Source organism: Ruegeria atlantica, from assembly GCF_947495585.1.
Lineage (GTDB): Bacteria > Pseudomonadota > Alphaproteobacteria > Rhodobacterales > Rhodobacteraceae > Ruegeria > Ruegeria atlantica_G.
On record NZ_CANLZK010000010.1, the window covers coordinates 49,896 to 72,545 of the forward strand.

Sequence of the window (22,650 nt, forward strand, 5' to 3'; positions counted from 1 at the left end):
AATTCAGCCGTCCATAAATGTCATTCGGGCCGCCTCAGAAAGCTCGATGTCTGGCTCTGCATAATAGGCCAGCACGGCCAGAATGCGCGTCCGGTCCCCTTCGTTCGGTGCCACCCGATGTATCGAGTTGAGGTCGCGGAAAAACACCAATGTCCCGGCTTCAACAGCGGCGGTTTCGACCGGTAATTTTCCGCCCAGGATTTCGTCAAACTTCTCAAATCCCATCTCGCCCGCGTCGGCATCGTGAACTGCTTCGACGTACTCTAATTTTCCACCCTTTTCTGGTGCCTGCACCATCAACGTGATCGCAAATGAAGAATTGTCGAAGTGCCCGCCAAGCGCCTCTCCCTTCTCTGCAAAGTGAAGGTTGGTGGAGGACAGCGGGTCAGCATATTCGTGCATTGCCTCTTCGCCTAGGCCGTCGCACAAGAAGCTGCGAAAAACCGGGGCATTGTAGAGCGTGCGAAGGGCCGAATTCTGAGGCATCAGGTCGTCGTTGATGCATCCCCTGAATGAGGTCACAAACCGGTTGCGCGCGTGATCATCAGGAAACCTTTATCCTTGGTAGTTAGATAGACATTATGCCGTTTCGTGGACTTGAAAACTTTCTATTTGTTGGCAAGGCCTTCAACACGGATTGCATCAATTGCATCCTTCTGAATAAAGCCAGGCATCAGGAAAACGCCCCCATAGTCGAACTCTTTCTTACAAGCTACCCGAAGTTCAGCGTCATCAATTGGAAAGGTATTCAAGTCGATAATGTCTCGCAGTTCCATGTATCTCTCCTGAGTCCCGTTCCTTAAGAAAAGGGATACCTAAGACCAAATAACAAATAAAACTGTTTTTCATTGCCATTGGAATAGAAAAAACCTATTCAGAACCCATGTGCATATTCTCGGAGAGTTTCCAGTTCCAGTAGGCGTGGCACGCAAACGCATGAGCACCCGCAAGCGCCAAATTGGAAGACCAGACCAGCCATGTGCTGTTTCGACGTTTGCACGTGCGTGGTATGGAACTGACAGCGCAAGGCATTGAATTTCTGCGTTATGCCGAACAGATGTTGAACTACGTGGATCATATGGAAATCGCCGTGGCGGATATCGCGCAGCACCGGGCGAGAACTTTGCGTGTGGGTGCTTTCATTCGATTGCTCCATTCTATCTGGCGCGTATTGTCAGCGGCTGTTCTAAAAAAGGCAAGGCGTAGTCCTCGGTATTGACGAACACCTGCAGGAAGAACTGATCATTGCCTTTGGTCGGAATAAAATCGATTTGGCGATCTTTTACGATCTGGGCGTTGATGACACTCGGTTCCAAATTTGGTCCCTAGACCCAGCGCACCTTATCTATTTGTTCCACCGAGTCACTGGCTAGCAACAAGAGAACCAGTCTCCATCCAAGAGATTGACGGTGAAGACTTTGCATTCCTTGATGTCCCTCAAATCTGGGACTTCTTTCAGCGTATTTGCAAAGTTCGAAATTGCCCCCAAAATCGCATTCTGATCTTCGTCGATTGAGTCTATGCGATGTAAGGTTGCGCACGGGCTTGGGGTTTAACTTCTTTCGGTGAAACCTACCGAAAATAGAACCTATGACGGCGGCCAGGTCGTGTCGGTTAGGCTCGTTGAGAGGATGCCCCCAACACGTATCGTGCTTGCATCAAATGTGCACAAACTGATAAAGCGCGTTGGCGGAACCGTTCAATAGCATTTGTCAGGACCTGTTTGGGTACAAACAAAGCCTTTAGCATGTTCCGGAAAAGCTGTTTTAGCTAAGGCCCAACCTTCTAGCGTCCTCAAAGGCGCGTAGCGAATTAAAGGGCGGTAAATTCCTTGGCATGATTGTGATTTATTGGAACAATGAACGGCAAGAAACGGCGCTTGTCAGACTTCTGATTAGTTTAAATCTTAGGTGCATATCCAAAAAAGAAGAGATCCATGAAATATGTAGATCTTCGTGACTTCGTATCAAATCGTTAAGTCCCAGATTCAAGTGTTAAAAGTTGGTTCATCTTGCGTGGAAAAATCAAAGAGTCACGCCCTTCGCTGCTAACAATGCAAAATGATCCTACGACAATGAGCAAGGTTGACATAGCAAATGCATTTTGTTCCTTGCGTTCATCTTATCGATGCATTGTTCTCAATCAACGGTTAGGTTTCGCATCTCATTAATGGGCCTTACACCCGGTTTCGCAATATCAGTAATACTGCATATTTAGATCATAGGAGCGAAACGCATCAGCCAGTTGAATGGGCTTCTTATCGGCCTCAGAGGTGATTGTCCTTGAGCGAGGCGGGCCGTTTCCAAGCGGCCCAAAACGGACATTGAGCTTTGCCAACCGATGCTGCGACACGGCCCGTCGAACCTGCCGTTCGCTGCAAGTGAAAAATCAATGGTTGGCAAAGCTCACGCATCGCGGACATTGCTGCCGCTCACGTAGTGTTTTCTAATGTCCGATTTGAACTTTTGCATTCAATTCGAGACGTCGCTTCTTTCCCTTGCACACGTCGTCAAAAATCGTCTCTACTTTTTTCTACGACCTCAACAAAAGCGACCGCCGCAGGGGATGGCGTTGCGTGCGGATGCATCGCGAGACCAATTTTTCGTGTCCTGACTGAATTCAGCGGTTTGCTGACCCAGCCCTCTTTACCATTCGTTGGCGGCAAGGCCATCTCGGCCACGACCGAGACGCCTTGGTTGCGTGCCACCATGGTCAAAGTACTTAGCATCTGCGATGTCCGATACCGAACATTTGGACTAAGACGGGACTGCGTGAACAAACGGCGAATGATCCGGGAAGAACCAGATTCCGGCATGATGAAAGGCATTTCGCAAAGCTCTTCCAATCGGATTGAAGATTGCCTGGCCAAAGTACTGTCAGCGGCAACCAAAGCGACAAACTGGTCCTGTGCCACAGGCCAGGTCCGGAAGCGTTCATCTGGTAACACGACAAAACCAAGATCAATGCGCCGGTCTTCGATCCAACGGATAATCTCATCGTCAGCGGCTTCTTCAATCAGTACTTCGATACCGGGATGGGCAGCATGAAATGCTTCGAGAAGGCGCGGCAATATCTGCAATGATGACGTTGCACCAAAAGACCCAATGCGCAGTCTGCCGGTCTGCACTCCACGATATTCCGAGGCCTCCTGATGCATAGCGTCGGCTAGCCCAAGAATTTCGCGTGCGCGGGATAGAAGTCGTTCGCCCAACGGGGTCAGTTCGATTGGGGATACGGTGCGATTAAAAAGCGTGATGCCAAGCTCATCCTCAAGACTCTTGAGGGCATGAGACACCGCGGGCTGACTTATCCCAAGTCGCAATGCAGCAGCCGTAAACCCGCGCGTTTCGGCAAGAGTGACAAAAATATCAAGCTGACCAAAAGTCATAAGTAAATACTCATTTGACTATAATATGGTATAACTGAAATTCGGCATGGGCAATCCGATGTTTTAGGTGTTTCCATGTCCCAAGCCCTGTCATATCCCTTAGCGTCGCAGAACGCTTTGCTTTACGTCCGGCTCTCAATGGTGGCCTTCCTGTGGGGCGGCACATTTGTTGCCGGCCGCGTCGTTTCGGGTGAAATGCCCCCTCTGGTCGCGGCAACCGCTCGGTTTGGCCTGGCGTCTCTGGTATTGCTTTATCTTGTCTGGAAAGCGGAAGGTGGCTTGCCCCGCCTCACCTGGCGGCAGAGCGTGTTGATGGGGCTTCTCGGACTGTCAGGCGTCTGCCTTTACAACCTGTTCTTCTTTGCCGCTCTGGCTGAGATGCCAGCTTCGCGAACGGCACTGTTTGTTGCCTTCAATCCGATAGCCGTGGCTCTAGCCGGGGGGCTGATTACGCGACGGCTCCTACCGATTGCGCAAGTTGCCGGGATTTGTGTGGCACTAGCCGGGGCCGTGATCGTGATTAGCGGAGGGGACGTTGCCGGACTGATGACTGACGTCCGGCAGAGTTTTGGGCAGGGAGAACTGTTCATGCTGGCAGCGGTGGGTAGTTGGGTGGGCTATACGCTTCTTGGACGCAAAGCCTTAGGAAGCCTCTCGCCACTGGCGGCAACTACCTGGGCTGCACTAATTGGGTTTGTGTTTCTGGTATTGGGGTTGCCGCTCGCCGGTCCCGTGCAACTGTCGCATTTGCCCACGTTCACCTGCACTTTGGCCATCATCTATCTGGCCATTGGTGGAACAGTCGTGCCATTTGTTTGGTACTATCGGGGGGTACACTCGCTTGGACCTGAGCGTACGGCAGTATTCACCAATCTCGTCCCCGTCTTCGGGGTAGCCCTTGGGGCGGCTATCTTGCGCGAACCGGTTGAGGTTTCCATGCTGGTGGGCGGTGCGCTGGTGATAGCCGGAGTTTCACTCACCAACCGAGGATGATGTCAAATGCCAAAGAACAGGCGGTCAGACAGGTTTTTGTAGATTGATCGCGGGCTTTCACAGCGGACCTCAAAGTGTTCAAAAATCCGGGGCCATGAAGGCAGGCCGGTACTCTGCCGACCTTGGATGCTGTGCACCAACTCGCGTCCACTGATACAGTGCCCAAGCAAGGCCGGCTCCAGACCAGCCGTTCACTCACCGCGCTGATGTCGCACTGCGGCCCGTCATCCCTGACATTCGCTGCAACGGCACAGACTGGATGAGCGAAAGTTCACACATTAATTCAACGTGGACGATCCGGCTTTAAGAGTGGATTCCACTTACTCGAGTTCTCAGGTAATACGTAACTATGGATATCGTCGTCATTACGACCATCATCACTTCTCTTTTTGTTGTCATCGGCGTGGCGGAACCGCTGGCCGCGCGAATGCGCCTGCCTTACAGCGTTATCCTCGCCGTTTTGGGGATAGTGATCGGGCTTGGCGCGACGTTCTTTCTCGACACAGACCTGACGGATGCATTGAACCCGGGGGCGCAGGCGATCATAGATCTGCCGATCCGGTCAGACGTCTTCCTCTATGTTTTCCTGCCCACGCTGCTCTTTCAGGCGACACTCGGCATGAACCTGCGCAGGATGCTGGATGACTGGATGCCCATCCTGATGATGGCCGTTGTGGCAGTAATTGTGGCGACACTTTCCATTGGCTATGCGCTCAGCTGGGCAAGTACACTGCCGCTGGCCGCCTGTCTGTTGATCGGTGCTATTGTATCGACAACTGATCCCTCAGCGGTTGTCAGCATTTTCCGGTCGATTTCGGCACCGCGCAGGCTGTCGCGAATAATCGAGGGCGAAAGTCTTCTTAACGATGCTGCTGCGATTGCTCTTTTCGGGCTATTCATAAGCTTTGTTATGCTCGGGAGACCCAATCCACTGCTAAGTGAAGCCGTGGGGCAATTTCCGCTGTTGATCGCAGGTGGAGTTCTCACCGGTTGGCTCATGGCGCGCACGGCGGTTTGGCTGATGGCTTTCGTAGGCCGCTGGGAAATGGCGCAGATTTCAATATCCGTGTCTCTGCCGTATCTCGCCTATATCGTTGCAGAACAAAGCGTCGGAGCTTCGGGTGTCATCGCGGTGGTGGCTGCAGGTCTTACGCTCAACCTCACAGGCCCCGGTCGTTTGTCACCGGCCACCTGGACAAATCTGCAAGAAGTTTGGGACCTACTGGCACATTGGGCAGGCGCGCTGATCTTTATTCTTGCAGCCTTGCTGATACCTCGATTGCTGGAAGAGGTGCGGCCGTCCGACTTTGGCCTGCTGGTCGTGGTGGTTCTGGCCGCCATGTTCGCACGGGCGGCAATTCTGTTCGGGTTGCTGCCATTGCTTACGGCAATCGGTTTGTCACCTGCTGTCGAACGCCCCTATCGCACCGCAATACTGTGGGGTGGGCTGCGTGGTGCCGTGACGCTGGCTCTGGCTCTGGCAGTCACCGAAAGCACGCACATCCCGCTTGAGACGAAGCGCCTGGTCGGCATTCTGGCCACTGGCTTTACGCTGTTTACACTAATTGTTCAGGGTACAACCTTGCGCATGGTGATCACAAAACTGGGGCTCGACAGGCTTTCTCCGCTTGATACCGCCCTGTCGCGTCAGGTGGTCGCCGTAGCATTGCAATCCGTTCGCGAGGACGTATCCCGCACAGCAGAAAACTATAACCTGACGCACGATATCGTCAGGAACGAAGCCAAACAGTTTAGTGAACGCCTGGACGAGGCCGTAAAGGCCGCCGAAGACAGTGCGCAGATCCTGGATCGTGACCGGGTCACGCTTGGTCTTATTGCGCTGGCCGGTGCAGAGCGGGACTCTGTTTTGGCCAGGATGCGGGAACGCACCATGTCATCGGTTCTGAGTGAGAAGATTTTGTCCGATGCGGATCGGCTCATTGAAGGCGCACGGACTGGCGGACGGATCGGCTATCAGCGCGCATCAAATCGGTCGGTCGTTTACGGCAGATCTTTTCGGATCGCCGTGTTTCTACACAACCGGCTTCGAATTTCGTTCCCACTCACGCGTATCACAACGGATAGGTTCGAAAGATTGCTCATGCAACGTCTGATCCTGCAAGACCTCGATGGGTTCGTCCGCGGCCGCATCCGCCGGATCCACGGCCGCCGGGTTGCGGAATTGCTGGATGAAGTGTTGGCGCGTCGATCCGAGGCGGTTGAGACGGCGCTTGAAGGCCTGCGGCTGCAATTTCCCGGCTACGCCGAAAAGTTAGAGCGACGATTCATCCAGCGAACCGCGCTACGCCTTGAAGAACGTGAATACGCGATCATGCGCGAAGACGGCCTTGTGGGCGAAGAACTTTATTCTGTGTTGATGCAGGAAGTGGCGACGCGACGTACGTTATCTGAAGGACGTCCAAAGTTGGACATCACTCTTAAAGGACGGGATCTGGTCCGGCAGTTCCCACTGTTTTCCGATCTCGACAAGTCTTCGCTTAGGAAACTCAGCCGGGCGCTGCGTACTCGATATGCCAACGCGGGTGATACCATCATTTCCAAAGACGAATTAGCCCAGAGTGTATTCTTCATTGCTTCCGGAGCTGTTGAAGTGGAACTCGGCCGGCACACCTCGCGGCTGGGTCGTGGCGAAATGTTCGGGCAATTGGCCATGTTATTGAAACGGCCCCGTCGCGTAAACGTGCGGGCATTGGCACCGTCGACGCTGCTTATGCTCGACGAGGCAAGTTTCCGGCGCTTGCTGCGGCGAAGCAAGGCCATGCGAAACTCAGTCAAGATGAGCGCTGACAAGCGCATGATCGACCCCGCGGTGTTGGATCTGGATGAGGCCGAGGTATCCCCTGAAAAAGGGACTAAATCTTGAGAGGCTCTCAATTGGAAAGGAGCCGCGAAATCAAAAGTGCTGGTTCACGGACACCAATCGGGTTCTGTTTCGTTGAGTGTCTACACTTGTCAGAGACTTGTTCACTCGAAAAAAATCACTACCTTCGACATCTCAGACAATAGCCCCAGTTTCCGACCTCGAATTTTATAGCGACAGTCAAGACGTGCAGCTGTATGAGACGGCGGGGTAAGCGATCTGCGACATATCACGGTCCAAATTGGGCAATCGCTACAACTTCAATCGCTGCGATGCAGCAATCTCTAATGAAAGCCGACATTGATCACGAGCAATGTGCCGCTGCACTGTGTGGAAGTGAATGAGCGCCTTAATAGGGATATTCTTTCGACAGAAACACATTTGACGCGAAGAAAGTGGATTTTGACGTGACAAACACTGTTTTGTTTTCCGACACTCCTTCCCGTAGACGTGGTGATGCATTCAGCAGGAAGTGAGCCGACCAATGCATAACATCATTGCACGAAGAAACTTTGCCGTCGCGGTAGCCGAAGAGGCGGGCGCGCTTGCACTAGAGTATTTTGCTGCCAGAGACACCTTGGTCATTGATCAAAAGGGCGCGCAGGACTGGGTTAGCGAGGCGGATCGCAACGTCGAAACCTTCATTCGTCAAAAGATTATGAACTCTTTTCCCGATGATGGGATTTATGGCGAAGAACACGCCGAAAAAGCTGGCTCTAGCGGTTTTGACTGGGTGATTGATCCGATTGATGGAACAACAAACTTCGTCAACGGCATTCCGGCCTGGACGATTGTCTTAGCGGGCGTTTCAGACAGTCAGACGCAGGTCGGTGTGATTTTCGAGCCAAATGTTGGTGAAACTTACGTGGCGATCCGAGGCGAAGGTGCCACTTTGAATGGACACGCCATGCAGGTTGCCTCAAGCGTGGAACTTGCAAGTGGAACCGTCTCAATTGGTTATTCGAACCGGGTCGAAGCATCAAAGGTCATTCCGGTGATTGCGGCCCTTATCGAACGTGGCGCTCTCTATCATCGCAATGCAAGCGGTGCGCTTTCGCTGGCCTATGTCGCGGCGGGACGTCTTTTGGGGTACATTGAAGAGCACATGAACGCCTGGGATTGCCTAGCCGGTCAGTTGATGATTGCCGAAGCAGGTGGCGAGATCGAGGATCAAGACGCCGACGGGATGATCCGGGACGGTGGTCGCGTGATCGCGGGTACACCGGCCGTGTTTGAGACCTTGAAAATGATCTGCGACGACGCTTGGAACGAATGACGTCTTTCAGGCAATCGGGCGCCACCCGAATTCAGGTTGAAGGGATTTAATATCCGCGCGCCAGAAGTGGCCCTGCCCAGGTTGATCAAACCGCCGGTCGATTTCTTTCCCTGCCAGATGGCACCAAAGCAGTGTCCCGACCGCGCCGTGGGTTACAATGGCCAGGTCTCTTCCGTCGTGGTTTTTGACGATTGACAGGACTGTTCGAACGACACGCAATTGAGCAGCATGGGCTGTTTCCCAGCCGCGGAAGCTGGAAATGGGTGCCCCGAAGAAGGTGTCAGCGGCGGACTCGAATATCGAGGGAGGAAGGAATCCGGTAGTGCTTCGGTCGTTCTCTCCCAGTTCAGGATCGGATTTCGCGACCAGCCCCAAAGGCTTTGCAAGGATAGCCGCTGTCTCGGACGCTTTTCGCTCGGTACTGGACCATATATCTGTGACGCACGACATGGTCTGACTTTGTGCAAACGTGTCGGCTCGGGCGCGGCCAATTTCACTCAAACCCCATTCGGTGACCGGTGTCTCAGGTTCGACGACGACCTCCGGGTGTGAGATGACTAAAAGCTTACCCACATCACCCTTCCGGCAACAGTACGGGGCCGCGTCCGGCAAAAGACATTTTGACTTCCGAGCCGATTTCCAGCGGTTCGTCCACGTCGTCCTGCACAGCAAATACCTGCCCGAAGGCACCGGCCAGAGTGTACTCCATCCGCACGCCAACATAGGTCGCCTTGGCAACTTTGGCCGGGATTCCCATGTCAGATCCAATCAATATCCGTGACGGGCGCACGGCCAGCGTTGCTGGTCCCGGCGTTAGACCACGAGAGGGGAGCGTGTGTTGAAAGCCCTCGATTTCGATCGTGGCTAAATCGCCTTCAACAGAAAGGATTGTGCAATTGATCAGATTGGCCTCACCAATGAAGTCGGCCACGAACCGGTCAACCGGCGCATCATAGAGTTTACGCGGCGTGCCGATCTGAGCGATGGCAGCGTTGCGCATGACGACAATCTCGTCCGAAACGGCAAGGGCTTCTTCCTGATCGTGTGTCACATAAACGACGGTCAAACCGAGATCTTGCTGAATGGCGCGGATATCTTCGCGAACCTGGCGACGCAGTTTCGCATCGAGATTTGAGAGAGGTTCGTCAAAGAGCAAAACCTGCGGTTCCAAAACCAATGCACGAGCGACGGCAACGCGCTGCTGCTGCCCGCCGGAAAGCTCGCTTGGCAAACGATTGTCGAAGCCCTTCAGGCCAACCAAGTCTAACCCGTGCAGCGCGCGCGATCGGGACTCGCGCTTGTCGAAGCCGGAAAAGGTCAACCCATACATGACGTTCTCAAGCACGCTCATATGCGGAAAAAGCGCGTAGGATTGGAATACCATCGACACGTCACGATCGGTAGCGGGTAATTTGGTCACGTCTCGGTCGCCGATCAGAATTTGGCCCGAAGTCGCCATTTCCAGACCTGCGATCATGCGCAATGTCGTCGTTTTACCGCAGCCTGAGGGACCCAAAAGCGTCACCAGTTTGCCCGCTTGGACGTGCAGATCGATGCCATCAACGGCCACCACATCCTTGCCGAACACTTTCGAAACACCGTCGAAACGAACAGGCGCGGCCTTACTTGCTATAGTCGTTTCGGTCATGTAGTTTTCTCTGCTCCGAGTTGTGTACGTCGCCCGATCTGAACACGTCCTACGAGGATTTGTAACATCCCGACGGCCGCCAACATCACGAAAATCAGCGTTGTGGAGTATGCGATTGCAAGACCGTAATCGTTGTTCTCGACCCGACCAATAATGTAGCTGGTAGCCATGTCATACTCGGCGGAAACAAGGAATATCACCGCCGAAATCGCGGTCATTGCCCGGACAAAGCTGTAGACTAACGCAGCTAGGATGGCCGGCCGCAAAAGCGGGAGGATCACACGCCTGAATGTCTGCCACGAGTTCGCACCAAGCGTTAGCGAGGACTCGTCGAGGGATTTGTCCAACTGCGACATCGACGCGATACCCGCGCGAACCCCAACTGGCATATTGCGGAAGATAAAGCTGACGACAAGGATAACGCCCGTGCCAGTGATTTCAATCGGGGGCACGTTGAATGCCAGAATATAACTGACGCCAATAACCGTGCCGGGAATAGCGAAAGAGAGCATCGTGCCAAACTCAAACGCATTCTTTCCCGCAAAACTTTGCCGCGTTAGCAGATAGGCGGTGACCAACCCCACGGCGGCCGTCAGAGGCGCGGCAATGCCGGCGATGGTGATTGTGGTCCAGAAACTGTCCCAAGCGGCTCCGGTCCAGCGAATACCCTCTTCCTCGAAGCGGACCGAAAAGGCAGTGACGTAGTGCTTGAACGTCAGCGAGTTATCGACGCCCCACAGTTCGACAATACTTCCGTAGATGATCATCCCGTAAACCACAGCAGTGAAAACCGCCCAGGCAACTGCAATGCCCAGAACCGGTATTGCAAGGCCCCTAGGCATCAAGGGATGTACACCCGCGTCGCCCTTGCCGGAAACGGTGGTATAGCTCTTTTTCCCCAACCACGCGCGCTGCGCGTAGAAGGCAGAAAGTGTGAAGAACAAGAGCACCATGGCTAGAACAGCAGCCCGGCCCTGATCGTACTGCGCACCAACGATGGCAAAAAATATCTCAGTCGAAAGCACATCGAAGTTTCCGCCTAAGACAAGTGGGTTGCCAAAATCGGCCATGGATTCGATGAACCCCAGCAGAAAAGCATTAGCCAGGCCCGGGCGCATCAGAGGCAGGGACACGGTTTTGAAGGTTTGCCAACGATTGGCTCGAAGGGTTTGGGCGGCCTCCTCCATCGAAGGTGACACCCCTTCTACCACCCCGATCAAGACCAGAAAGGCGATTGGCGTAAATGCCAGCGTCTGAGCGATCAACACCCCGGGCATGCCGTACAGCCAGCGCGTCGGCTGCACACCAAAGAGCTCGGCAACAAATCTGGTGACCGACCCGGAAAGCCCAAACAGTAGGATCAGTGCCAGACCAATCACGAAAGGCGGTGTGATAATCGGCAAGACCGTCAGCGCGCGCATCCCGCGTTTAAAGCGGAATCCCGACCGTGTGACGACAAGCGCGAAACAAAGGCCAAGCACGGTCGTGATGAAACCCACAAGAATTGCAAGAAACAGAGAGTTCCACGCGGCACCGCATTTGGCACCGGCAAAACAACCCAAGCCCCAAAGTCGGTCATCAAAGAACTTCGAGGCAAAAACCGAAACTGAATAGGCACCATCTTCAGTAACGAAGGCGGCAAACAACATCTTCGCAATTGGAAAGAAGACGAAAACTGTAACAATGGTGATTACGCCACCAATAGCGCTGACGACGAAAACGTCGCCATTTATGGCGCCGCGGGCCGCAATACCCTGAGTTAAAAGGAACAGGAACGCTGTGGCGCAGATCATCGCGCCGTATCCCATGCCGAACTGGCGGATCTTCGGTTCTCCGAACAGCACCTTCATCCAATCGAAATTGAACCCGCGAATGCCAATTGAGAACCCTTGCGCAATCAGCCAGCCAAAACCCAAGGCACCAGCCAAAATCAGGATGCGTGCGTAATGTGGGTCGGACTTCGGTTTACCGAGTACCAACAAAGGCAAAGCAAGCGGGACCAAAAGCGGCGTAAGCCAAAGCTTTTCGCCTTGTCCGATCAGAAAAGCAGCGGGCGCATAGTCTTCGTCGAACGGATATCCATCGACCAGCCATACGAATGACCAAATGCCATCCTCTACCATGAACCATGGCAGCAGGCAGAAACCGATCCACCCGGCAACAATCCAAAAGATCAGAACCGGGTGGTTCGTTTTTGACGTGGTTTCAGTCACTTACTGAGGCAGCACAGAGACCTCTTCGTCCCATTTCTGCAAAAGACGCTTGCGTTCATCTGACGAGCCATACTTTTTGAAGTCATAGTCGATCAGCTTGATCTGGCTCATGTCAGGTGCGCTTTCAGAGGTTTCCGCATTTTTGTTGGACGGAACCTGGAAGGCGTTAACCTCAAGCGCAAGGTTCTGGGCCTCGGGGCTGAGCGCCCAGTCATAGAACTTTTTGGCTTCTTCTTCATTTCGAGCGCCATCAATGATCGACATCGAGCCGATCTCATAGCCTGTGCCTTCGCATGGGGCCACGACCTTGACCGGAAAACCTGATACGGCCTGCTTGACCGCATCATGCATGAAGACGATACCGATGGTGTTCTCACCCCGACCGGCGGCCTTGATTGGGGCCGAACCCGACTTGGTGTATTGGTTGATGTTCGAGTGCAGGCCCTTCATGAACTCAAAGCCGTCGTCTTCGCCAAATATCTGAACCATCGAGGCAAGCGTCGTATAAGCGGTGCCCGAGGAATTCGGGTTCGCCATTTGCACGTGCCCTTTATATTCGGGCTTCAGCAAGTCTTTCCAACATGCGGGCTCAGGCAAGCTGTTCGCGGCCAAGAGGTCGGAGTTGTAGCCGTAGCCAAGTGCGCCTGAATAAATTCCGATGGTTTTGTTACCTGCACTTTCAGCCTGCGAGATCGCCCAGTCGTGAAGCTGGTCACGCATCGGCGACACGTATTCCATCGTCAGGCCTTCTTCGGCAGCTTGCAAATGGGGATCACCGGTACCGCCCCACCATACATCGCCTTTAGGGTTAGAACTTTCCGCACGAATTTGTGCAAACGTCTCGCCCGACGACTTGCGGGTCATATTGACGTCTATGCCGGTGGCATCCTCGAAACTGCGCGCCATGAGTTGACACCAATCTTCCTGTGCCGAGCAATAAAATGTCAACTTCTCAGCTTGGGCCGCACTAAGCGAAGCCGCAAATGCTATCAGCGATCCCGCCAGCGTTGTCGTCAGATTTTTCAATTTCTTTCCTCCCCTATGTTTCGTGCCGAAATTCCCAGCGCGATACTCGTCAATTCGTCGTTAGAGGCGGTCGCTCAAAGTCGCTATTGGAGCTAATTGCGTTGGCCAAATCAATATCCGACCAGCCTCCCAATGACAGAAACAATCTCAACACCGTACTGTTAGTTCTGCAAGGAAATTCCACGAATACAATTTCTCTTGCACCGGCGAGTTTTGAATCAGCAAACCAGTTTACAGCACCAAGTTGGAGTATTGGGAGTGTTATTAGCTGCCGCATTGATTAGACTGTCTTTTGCTGTAGACGCCTCTCTCGCTCCAGCGCTTCCAGCAGCTGTACAGGGTTTTGTGCGACCCGTAGCCTTTTGAGACGTCTAGCCAGCGCAACCCATAGCGGTTGATGAAGATAATCCCGCTCAACACCCGTTTGTCGTCAATACGCGGCTTGCCGTGCGGTTTCGGGAAAAGGAGCGAGCTTGGACATATGTTCGTCGGTCAACCAATAAAGGTCGCTCATGTCACCGCTCATTTTCCGAACCGAAGATCACGCAGCGCAGCTGAAATAAAAAACTCTAGGTCGGGAAAGTCCTGCATCATGTGAATCCGACCAACCCCAAATTTTGCATGTGCAGCGAATGTCCGAACTTAAGGGCCGCACCGCAGCATCCTGAGAGGAGGTTCCATGGCCACTATGGGCCACATATCCTCCTAAAATTATTGGGACTGACCTCAGTACTCTTTCAGTTCGTTCGTAGATCTTTGCAAACCAGGAATGTCATTTGATGTGGAAAAGGTGATCATTCGGACCGGCCAACTGAGGTCCGAAGCTAAAGGCACGGCGGAAACATCGTCTGCTTGTGATGTACCCAAAATGTCTTTGCCGACGATTGTGCGGCCCGCTCCCTGGGCGACCATGCGTACCAAAGCGGATTGCGTCTGAACTTCAGCTCTGACCTGAAACGAAAAGTAATAACTGTCGAACATGTTCAAAGCGAACAGCAGTCCTGTTCAAAATAACCTTGAGTCTACGCTGATTGTTCTCGCCGGCAGTTTTTCTGTTTGTTGCGGATTGATTTCGAATGCTCGGTGAGCAAGTCAGCCAACTCTGGCCGGCAAGACCCACAATTCGTTCCAGCCTGAAGGGCATCTCCGATATCGTCCACACTGACCATATGCTGGTCATGAATGGCACGAATGATGGTTTTTAGCCCGACTTCGAAACAGGAACAGACAATTGGTCCGCAATCTTCTGAAGACGCAGAGGAACGGCCAGACAAAATCTGCTGAGGCGCCACCTTGGGAAAGCTTGCCAAATAGTCTCGCATCAGTGTGATGGGTTGGCGGGAGACGAAGAGCGCTGCCAATATGCTCTGTCCGTCTGACAGCGCAATTCTGTACGAGCCGCGCTTGGGATCTTCTACCACGGTGGCCTGGGCATCAGGTAGCCCAAACCAATCGCGGGCAGCGCTTTCCCAATCGTCTATCATCTGTTTGCCTGCCAACTCCATCCTGTAGCCATTGGTTGTTTTGGCAGTTGCCCAATATTCTGCGCCAGGGGACCCTACTGCAACTGAAACGGCAAAGCCGTACCACGCGGCATGCATACGCCGTACAGATACCGCAGTTGACTTACTTTCCGGCTGTCCTGAGATCGGATCAGTGACACTTGGAACAAGTACATCCACAGAGGCTGATGGCGCCGTTTCACCAGTCCAGTGAATTGGCGCAAACACTTGGCCTGGTGCCACAGATTCTGTGATGCGAAGTCGAAATATACCGCTTCCAACTGAGCTGTTGAGTTCAACCAAATCTGCGGCATTAAGGCCCAATCGATCTACGTCGTTGGGGTTAACGTCAACATAAGGCTCGGCAAGATGGGCTGACAGGCGCGGCGACAACCCGGACCTTGTCATGGTGTGCCACTGGTCCCTGTTTCGCCCCGTGTTCAAAAGAAACGGAAATTGTTCAGAAATCGCCGCCTTAGGTGGACAATGGGTAACAGGCACAAAACGTGCTTTACCATCAGGATGAAAAAACTTCCCATCGCCGAAAAAACGGCCATCTGACTTACGAGATGTCGTCGGCCACCGTGTTGCGCTCAGCGCTTCATAGTCTTCGTCATCAAGGTCCGAAAAATTTGTAATATCCAGATCCTTGCCAAATGATACAGCGAGCGAAGTCATCTTAGCGTATTCTCGAAAAACCTGTGCTGGGGTTTTATAGCTGAATGCTTCTGTCCAGCCCATGCGGCGGCCCACTTCGGCCAAAATATCCCAATCCGCGCGCGCTTGTCCCGGAGGCGCCAAAACGGCGCGTTGTCTGCTGATCGTGCGGTCTGAATTGGTCACTGTACCGCTTTTTTCGCCCCAACCCGCTGCTGGCAGCAATATGTCTGTGACACGCGCGGTATCTGTTCTGGCGGTCAGGTCGCTGACAACGGTGAATGGACAGCTTTCGATGGCCGCCTTCACTCGGTCTGCATCTGGCATAGTGGCCGCCGGATTGGTGTGGATGACCCACAGTGCTTTGATCTGGCCGCTTTCGACAGCGCGAAACAAGTCAACCGCTTTGAGCCCCTGCTTCTGTGGCATGTTGGGTGCTTTCCAGAACTTCCGGACGGCTGAATTGTGGGCTTTGTTTTCGATATCCAAATGACAGGCGAGCATGTTGGCCAAGCCGCCCACCTCTCGACCACCCATGGCGTTTGGCTGACCGGTGACTGAAAACGGACCCATCCCCGGGCGACCGATCCGTCCGGTGGCCAAATGGCAGTTCAGTATCGCGTTGACCTTGTCGGTTCCGCTAGAAGACTGGTTCACACCCTGACTAAAGATCGTCACAACGCGCTCGGTACCGATCCATAGATCGCAGAAAGCTTCAATCTCACCAGGGCGCAGCCCCGTCTCATCAGGATCGTCAAGCTGTGCCAGCTCGACGGCCTCATTGAACCCAACGCTGCGATCCAGAAATTCCGCAGACACATGCCCGGTTTGGTGAATTCTGGCCAACAATCGGTTGAACAATGCGACGTCGCTGCCCGGTTGAAGCGCCAGATGGAGATCGGCTTGATCGCAGCTTGCTGTTCGACGTGGATCAATAACCACAATCTTCGTTCCGCGCGCCTGACGCGCAGCTATGACCCGTTGATAGAGCACAGGATGGCACCAAGCGAGGTTCGAGCCGACCAGCACAACCAGGTCAGCCTGATCCAGATCCTCATAGGTTCCAGGCACCGTATCTGTGCCGAAAGCGCGTTTGTGCCCTGCCACTGTAGATGCCATACAAAGCCGAGAGTTGGTGTCGATATTCGCCGAGCCCATAAAGCCTTTCATCAGTTTGTTGGCGACATAGTAGTCCTCGGTCAGCAACTGCCCCGAGACGTAAAAAGCGACGCTGTCCGGCCCGTGTTCAGTTATCGCGGCAGAGAACCGGTCTGCAATCAGTTGCAACGCGTTATCCCAGCTGGTGTCCTGACCAAAGGCGCGAGGAGCCAGCAACCGGTGTTCCAACCCCACGGTTTCACCCAAAGCCAACCCTTTCGAGCACAAACGACCATGGTTCGCTGGATGATCCGGGTCGCCCCGGACAGTCAGCCCTCCAACTCCATCTGGTCGCAGAAGCACGCCGCAGCCAACGCCGCAATACGCGCAGGTCGAGCGAACTTCGGGCAGACCACTTCCGTCCATCAGGCCGCGCTCCGCCGGGAAACCGCGCTGTCGTCCAATAGGATACGACCGTCTTCAAGACGCACCGGATAGGTGGTGATGCTGCCATCATCCGCGCCTTTAGCTTCGCCCGTGTTCAGGTCAAAGACCCAGTTGTGTAGCGGACAGGTGACTGACTGGCCGTGGACGATGCCCTCGGACAATGGGCCGCCCTTATGCGGACAGTTGTTGGTCGCGGCGAATACTTCCGCCTCGGCAGTGCGGAAGACGGCGATACAGCCGATATGGGTTTTCACCAGACGCGCTCCGCGCACCGGCACCTCATCAATATGTCCGATGTCGATCCAGCTCATTCCGCGGCCTCCAATGTAAAATCTGCAATCGGCGCGTAGGTCTGCGCTTTTTCTTTGACGTGTTCGGCCCACGGGTCTTTGCGGTAGATGCTTTGCGACAGTTCGAACCGGGCGACCAAAGCAGCGCGGTTTTCAAGATCGTCCACGACCTGAGCTTTGACCCAGTCCATGCCAACCTTGCCCAACCATTTGTACAAGCGGTCCAGATACTTGCCGCCTTCGCGATAGGCTTGGGTGACGGCCATCACGACCTCGATTGCTTCGTCCTCGGTGGAGACTTGGCAGAGCAACTCGGTCTCTTTTACGTCCATGCCTGCGGCACCGCCGATGCTGATCTGATAGCCCGAATCCACGCAGACCACGCCGATATCCTTGCACGTCGCCTCGGCGCAGTTGCGCGGGCAGCCTGACACGGCAAGCTTCAGCTTGTGCGGCGTCCACGCCCCCCACAGGTTCTTCTCCAGCTTGATCCCCAGGCCTGTACTGTCCTGCGTGCCAAACCGGCAATGATCCGTGCCGACGCAGGTTTTGACCGTGCGCAGACCCTTGGAATAGGCATGGCCCGAGACCAGACCAGCCTTGTTCAGATCCGACCAGATCGCAGGCAGGTCCACACCCTTTACGCCCAGCAGGTCGATGCGCTGACCGCCCGTGACTTTGACGGTTGGCACGTCGTACTTATCGGCAGCATTGGCAATGGCGCGCAGCTCTTCCGGTGTCGTGATCCCTCCCCACATTCGGGGCACGACACTGAATGTGCCGTCTTTCTGAATGTTGGCGTGTTTGCGTTCATTGACGAAGCGGCTTTGCGGGTCGTCTTGGTATTCCAGCGGCCAATCCGCCAGTAGATAATAGTTAATCGCCGGGCGGCAAACATGGCAGCCGTTGGGCGTGGTCCAGCTGAGTTCCTGCCAGACAGCGGCCTGGCTTTTCAGTTCCTGCCCCTTGATCAGACGACGTACATCCTCATGCGTCAGGTCGGTGCAACCGCAGATCGGTTGCGCGGTTGGCATTTGGAAGTCGTCACCCAGCGTCACCTGCAACACCTGTTCCACCAGTCCAGTACAGGTGCCGCAGGAAGCACTCGCCTTGGTGCCTGCACGTACCGCGCCCAGATCGTCGGCACCTGCGTTGATCGCCTCGACAATCTCGCCTTTGCATACGCCGTTGCAGCCGCAAATCTCCGCCTCAGGCGGCAATGCTGCAACGGCTGAGAGAGGGTCCGCGGTGTCGCCCCCCTGATAGGCCGGGCCGAAGATCAGCGTCTCACGCATCTCGTCGATGCTGGTGCCGTCCTTGATCAACCCGAAGAACCAGCTACCATCGGCGGTGTCGCCATACATGACAGCACCAACCAGCCGATCCTCTTCGATAACGAGGCGCTTGTAGACGCCGCGCGAAGGGTCGCGAAACACGATGTCTTCACGCCCCGGCCCGTCAGCGAAATCGCCGGCACTGAACAGATCGCAGCCCGTGACCTTCAGCTTGGTCGAGAGGGTTTTCTGCGCGAATGCGGCGTCTTCTTCCAACAGAGCACGCGCCGCCACTTTCGCTTGATCGTAGAGCGGAGCGACAAGGCCAAAGATCTCTCCGCCATGTTCGACGCATTCACCCACGGCATAGACATCCGGGTCCGAGGTCAGCATTTGATCATCCACATGGATGCCGCGACCGGCGGCCAGCCCGGCCTCGTGCGCCAGCGCCGTGTTGGGACGGATACCCACCGCCATAACCAGCAGGTCACAGGGCAGTTCGGTCCCGTCGTCCAGAAGCAGCGCGCGAACCTTTCCGTCCTGCCCCAGAATTTCCTTGGAGTTCGCCTGCAGGCAGATCTTGATGCCTTTGTCTTCCAGCGACTTCTTCAGCAGGTAGCCTGCGGCTTCGTCCAGTTGACGCTCCATCAGGTGGCCCATTATATGGACAATGGTGACGTCAACACCATGCGCGACCATCCCTGCAGCGGCCTCGAGCCCCAGCAAACCACCGCCAATTACGACGACCTTGTTTTCCGGACTCATGCCCATCATCTGCTGCGTGTCTTCCAAATCGCGATAGGCGATCACACCATCCAGATCATGCCCCGGCAAAGGGATGATGAACGGGTTCGACCCGGTCGCGACGACTAGCTTGTCGTATGGAACATGTCCGTTCTCGCCCTCGACCACCTTCATCTCACGGTCGATCTTGGCCACCTTCTCTCCAAAGCGGCAGGAGATGCCCCGCTCGGCATACCAAGTGTCGTCATGGGTGACGATCTCTTCATAGGTCTTCTCACCCGACAGAACCGGGCTGAGCATGATGCGGTTGTAGTTCCCGCGCGGCTCAGCGTTGAACAGGGTGATTTCGAACGCATCCGGTGCGGCGTCGGTCAGGTGTTCCAGCACCCGACCCGAGGCCATGCCTGCGCCTATAACAACTAGTCTTTGCTTCATGATTTCACTCCGCTGCAATCGCCTTAGGGGCGGGCGATTTCGGCTTGGCGCCGTGTTCGTATTCTTCAAGGAAATCGAGAACTTCCTGCCGGTAGGCGTAATAATCCGGGTGCTCCAACAGGGCCTTGCGGGTTCTTGGGCGCGGCAGGTCGACCTTGGTGATTTTACCGATGGTCGCCTGCGGACCGTTGGTCATCATCACTACGCGGTCGGCCAGCAGGATCGCCTCGTCCACATCATGGGTGACGCAGATCGCAGTCACCTTTGTGCGGGACCAGACCTCCATCAGAACTTCCTGCAATTCCCAGCGTGTGAGGCTGTCGAGCATCCCGAAAGGCTCATCCAACAGCAATAGTTTGGGCGACAGAGCAAAGGCGCGGGCGATACCGACACGCTGCTTCATCCCGTTCGACAGGTCAGAGGCAGATTTGTCCATCGCATCGGCCAGTCCGACGCGTTCCAGATAGTACTCCACCACGTCCTGCCGCTCGGCCAGGCTTGCATTGGGGTAGACCTTGTCGACACCAATCGCGACGTTTTCCTTGGCGGACAGCCAGGGGAACAGGTTTGGCGATTGGAACACTACAGCGCGTTCCGGGTCGGCGCCTTCGACGTGACGGCCATCTAACTTGATCGCGCCATTGGAGATGTCATTAAGACCTGCGGCCATGGTCAGAACTGTGGACTTGCCGCAGCCGGAATGGCCGATCAGAGAGATGAACTCACCCTTGTCGATCTTCAGGTCAAAATCCTCGACCACGGTCAGAGGGCCTTTTGGCGTCGGATACACCTTGTGCAGCTGCGAGAAATCGAGGAAGCGGTTCTCAATCATCCCCTTTTGCGCCTCGGCCACCGCCGTTGGAACCCCGTGGATTGGGGTGACATCCGGCAGGGTACGAGTGCCTTCGACCTTGGCCTCGATCCCTACGTCCATCAGATATTTGGTGACGTCCGCCCGCAAGCGTTTGAACGTCTCATCGTTGTTCATGGCACCGCGTTCGCGCGGTCGCGGGATCGACACGTGGAACTCCTGCCCCAGCGTGCCATCTGGGTTCAGTGCAATGATCCGGTCGGCAAGAATGATTGCTTCATCGACGTCGTTGGTAATCAGCACGCAAGTCTTCTTGTCGGCTTCCCAGATGTGTTCGATCTCGTCCGCCAGATTGGCACGGGTCAAAGCGTCGAGCGCCGACAGAGGCTCATCCAGCAGCAATACCTCAGGGTTCATCGACAGCGCCCTCGCCACGTTGACCCGCTGGCGCATCCCGCCGGACAGTTCCGCCGGGCGGCGCGTCGCGGCATGGCTGAGGCCCACCATCTGCACGTATTGCGCAACCTTCTCGGCTTTCTCGACCTTGCTGAGACCGGGGAAAACCGTATCAACTGCCAGCCCGACGTTACCGCTGACTGTCAGCCAAGGCATCAGCGAGTAATTTTGAAAGATCACCCCGCGTTCCGGGCCGGGGCCCTTGATTGGAGCGCCTTTGAACGTGACCTCTCCGCTGGTCGGGCGATCCAGCCCGGCCATCAGGTTGATCAGGGTCGTCTTACCAGTGCCTGAGAAACCAAGGATCACCAGAAACTCGCCCTCTTGCACGTCCAGATCGATGCCTTTCAGCACATCGGCGCGCGCAGTGCCTTCACCGAAGGATTTAGAGGCGTCCTTGAAGCGTAAAATGCTCATCGCGTTCACCGGTTATTCGTGAAGGTGAAAAGGGATTGCAGGGCAAACATCACACGGTCCAGCAGGAAGCCGATGATACCGATAGTGAAGACCGCAACCATGATTTTGGCCAAAGAGCTGGAGGAACCGTTCTGGAACTCATCCCAGACAAACTTGCCCAGACCAGGGTTCTGCGCCAGCATTTCCGCGGCGATCAGAACCATCCAGCCAACACCAAGCGACAGGCGCAGACCAGTGAAGATCAGTGGCAAGGCAGAGGGCAGCACCAGCTTGGTGATCTTGGTATAGGTGTTCATTTTCAGAACCTTGGAGACGTTCACCAGATCCTTGTCGATAGATGCCACACCAAGCGCGGTGTTGATCAGGGTCGGCCACAAGGAACACAAAGTTACAGTGATGGCCGAGATCAGGAAGGATTTCGCGAACCAGCCATCATTGGTGACGTAAACGGCCGAGACGATCATGGTCACAATCGGCAGCCACGCCAGTGGCGAAACCGGTTTGAAGATTTGTATCAGCGGGTTCAGCGCCGCATTTGCCGTTGGCGACAGACCTGCCGCGATGCCCAGAGGGACTGCGAGGGCAGTAGCGATCAGAAAGCCGAAAAACACAGTTTTGATCGAGGTCCAGATCTGTTGGTAGTAGGTCGGAGCCCCGGTGAAAGCCACGTCTTTCACCTTCTCCGGCTGGCCAGCATCAATAAACTTTTGATTGCGCGTGTCGACCATGGCTTCGAACTTGGCGCGTTTTGCCGCTTTAGCTTTGGCGTCCTCATTCAGGCTGACCATCTCCGCCCAAACCTGCGCTGGCCCGGGGACCGCGCCCAGCGAGGTCTGTACCTTGGGCGCCAGCGTGCCCCACAGAAGCAAAAAGGCGAAGATCGACAGCAACGGCACGATCAGCAAGCGCCAAATCTCGGCCATCTGAGCGCGGGGATTGTCTCCGGCAGCGGCCTTCAGAACAGGCGTGGCCCAGCTGAGGCCCAACACTTGGAACCATTTGTCGGCTGCATTGATGCGGGTGAAAAGGCGGGCGCGACGCTCCTGGCGTGCGGCGTCTGCGTTGAATTCGGGATCGACGGTCGTCATCTGATG

Annotated in this window: 17 protein-coding genes and 1 pseudogene; 4 read left to right on the forward strand and 14 right to left on the reverse strand. The window is 55.0% G+C overall.

Translation table 11 applies throughout. The features are described 5' to 3' along the window. Positions 1–3: 3 nt before the first annotated feature. Positions 4–486: a HalD/BesD family halogenase gene (locus tag QMP16_RS16460; RefSeq protein ID WP_282153242.1), complete on the reverse strand. Its 483-nt coding sequence runs from the start codon at positions 484–486 to the stop codon at positions 4–6. Positions 487–608: 122 nt separating this feature from the next. Then, positions 609–776 carry a hypothetical protein gene (locus tag QMP16_RS16465; protein ID WP_282153243.1) on the reverse strand — a complete coding sequence of 56 codons (168 nt, stop codon included), beginning with the start codon at positions 774–776 and terminating at the stop codon, positions 609–611. 182 nt (positions 777–958) lie between these two features. On the opposite strand from QMP16_RS16465, the gene QMP16_RS16470 reads away from it, so the two are divergent. Next, complete coding sequence (locus QMP16_RS16470; protein ID WP_282153244.1) at positions 959–1,219, forward strand: hypothetical protein; 261 nt, start codon at positions 959–961, stop codon at positions 1,217–1,219. A 1,290-nt stretch (positions 1,220–2,509) separates the two neighbouring features. Here QMP16_RS16470 and QMP16_RS16475 read toward each other — a convergent pair. Further along, positions 2,510–3,388 (reverse strand): LysR family transcriptional regulator, encoded by an 879-nt coding sequence (locus QMP16_RS16475; protein WP_282153245.1) that lies wholly within the window; start codon positions 3,386–3,388, stop codon positions 2,510–2,512. A 75-nt stretch (positions 3,389–3,463) separates the two neighbouring features. Here QMP16_RS16475 and QMP16_RS16480 point away from each other — a divergent pair, with 75 nt between their 5' ends. The 3 genes from QMP16_RS16480 to QMP16_RS16490 all read left to right on the forward strand — a co-directional run bounded on the left by QMP16_RS16480 (position 3,464) and on the right by QMP16_RS16490 (position 8,538). After that, entirely contained in the window at positions 3,464–4,381 is a 918-nt protein-coding gene (locus QMP16_RS16480; RefSeq protein ID WP_282153246.1) for a DMT family transporter, read from the forward strand. 349 nt (positions 4,382–4,730) lie between these two features. Continuing rightward, complete coding sequence (locus QMP16_RS16485) at positions 4,731–7,265, forward strand: cation:proton antiporter (protein ID WP_282153247.1); 2,535 nt, start codon at positions 4,731–4,733, stop codon at positions 7,263–7,265. Positions 7,266–7,746: 481 nt separating this feature from the next. Continuing rightward, on the forward strand, positions 7,747–8,538 hold the full coding sequence (locus QMP16_RS16490) for an inositol monophosphatase family protein (RefSeq protein WP_282153248.1): 792 nt from the start codon (positions 7,747–7,749) through the stop codon (positions 8,536–8,538). 6 nt (positions 8,539–8,544) lie between these two features. On the opposite strand, the gene QMP16_RS16495 is transcribed toward QMP16_RS16490, so the two are convergent. The 11 genes and pseudogenes from QMP16_RS16495 to QMP16_RS16545 form a co-directional block, all read right to left on the reverse strand. Continuing rightward, a complete protein-coding gene (locus tag QMP16_RS16495) occupies positions 8,545–9,111 on the reverse strand; it encodes a histidine phosphatase family protein (protein WP_282153249.1) in 567 nt (188 codons plus the stop codon). A gap of 1 nt (position 9,112) precedes the next feature. Further along, positions 9,113–10,186 carry an ABC transporter ATP-binding protein gene (locus QMP16_RS16500; RefSeq protein ID WP_282153250.1) on the reverse strand — a complete coding sequence of 358 codons (1,074 nt, stop codon included), beginning with the start codon at positions 10,184–10,186 and terminating at the stop codon, positions 9,113–9,115. Continuing rightward, positions 10,183–12,399 carry an ABC transporter permease gene (locus QMP16_RS16505; protein WP_282153251.1) on the reverse strand — a complete coding sequence of 739 codons (2,217 nt, stop codon included), beginning with the start codon at positions 12,397–12,399 and terminating at the stop codon, positions 10,183–10,185. The genes QMP16_RS16500 and QMP16_RS16505 overlap by 4 nt, the downstream gene beginning before the upstream one ends. Continuing rightward, entirely contained in the window at positions 12,400–13,425 is a 1,026-nt protein-coding gene (locus QMP16_RS16510; RefSeq protein WP_282153252.1) for an ABC transporter substrate-binding protein, read from the reverse strand. It abuts the gene before it with no gap. A 291-nt stretch (positions 13,426–13,716) separates the two neighbouring features. After that, positions 13,717–13,939 (reverse strand): annotated as a pseudogene (locus QMP16_RS16515) (transposase); the annotation flags it as partial. Positions 13,940–14,151: 212 nt separating this feature from the next. Then, positions 14,152–14,406 carry a hypothetical protein gene (locus QMP16_RS16520; RefSeq protein ID WP_282153253.1) on the reverse strand — a complete coding sequence of 85 codons (255 nt, stop codon included), beginning with the start codon at positions 14,404–14,406 and terminating at the stop codon, positions 14,152–14,154. Positions 14,407–14,447: 41 nt separating this feature from the next. Further along, positions 14,448–17,108 carry a molybdopterin-dependent oxidoreductase gene (locus QMP16_RS16525; protein WP_282153254.1) on the reverse strand — a complete coding sequence of 887 codons (2,661 nt, stop codon included), beginning with the start codon at positions 17,106–17,108 and terminating at the stop codon, positions 14,448–14,450. Further along, entirely contained in the window at positions 17,108–17,440 is a 333-nt protein-coding gene (gene nirD, locus QMP16_RS16530; RefSeq protein WP_282120617.1) for a nitrite reductase small subunit NirD, read from the reverse strand. The genes QMP16_RS16525 and nirD overlap by 1 nt, the downstream gene beginning before the upstream one ends. Next, positions 17,437–19,872, reverse strand: coding sequence for a nitrite reductase large subunit NirB (gene nirB / locus QMP16_RS16535; RefSeq protein WP_282153255.1), 2,436 nt, complete (start codon positions 19,870–19,872; stop codon positions 17,437–17,439). The genes nirD and nirB overlap by 4 nt, the downstream gene beginning before the upstream one ends. Before the next feature lie 4 nt (positions 19,873–19,876). Next, positions 19,877–21,556 (reverse strand): ABC transporter ATP-binding protein, encoded by a 1,680-nt coding sequence (locus QMP16_RS16540; RefSeq protein ID WP_282153256.1) that lies wholly within the window; start codon positions 21,554–21,556, stop codon positions 19,877–19,879. Positions 21,557–21,561: 5 nt separating this feature from the next. Continuing rightward, positions 21,562–22,644, reverse strand: a complete 1,083-nt coding sequence (locus QMP16_RS16545; RefSeq protein ID WP_282153257.1) for an ABC transporter permease — start codon at positions 22,642–22,644, stop codon at positions 21,562–21,564. Positions 22,645–22,650: the final 6 nt, after the last annotated feature.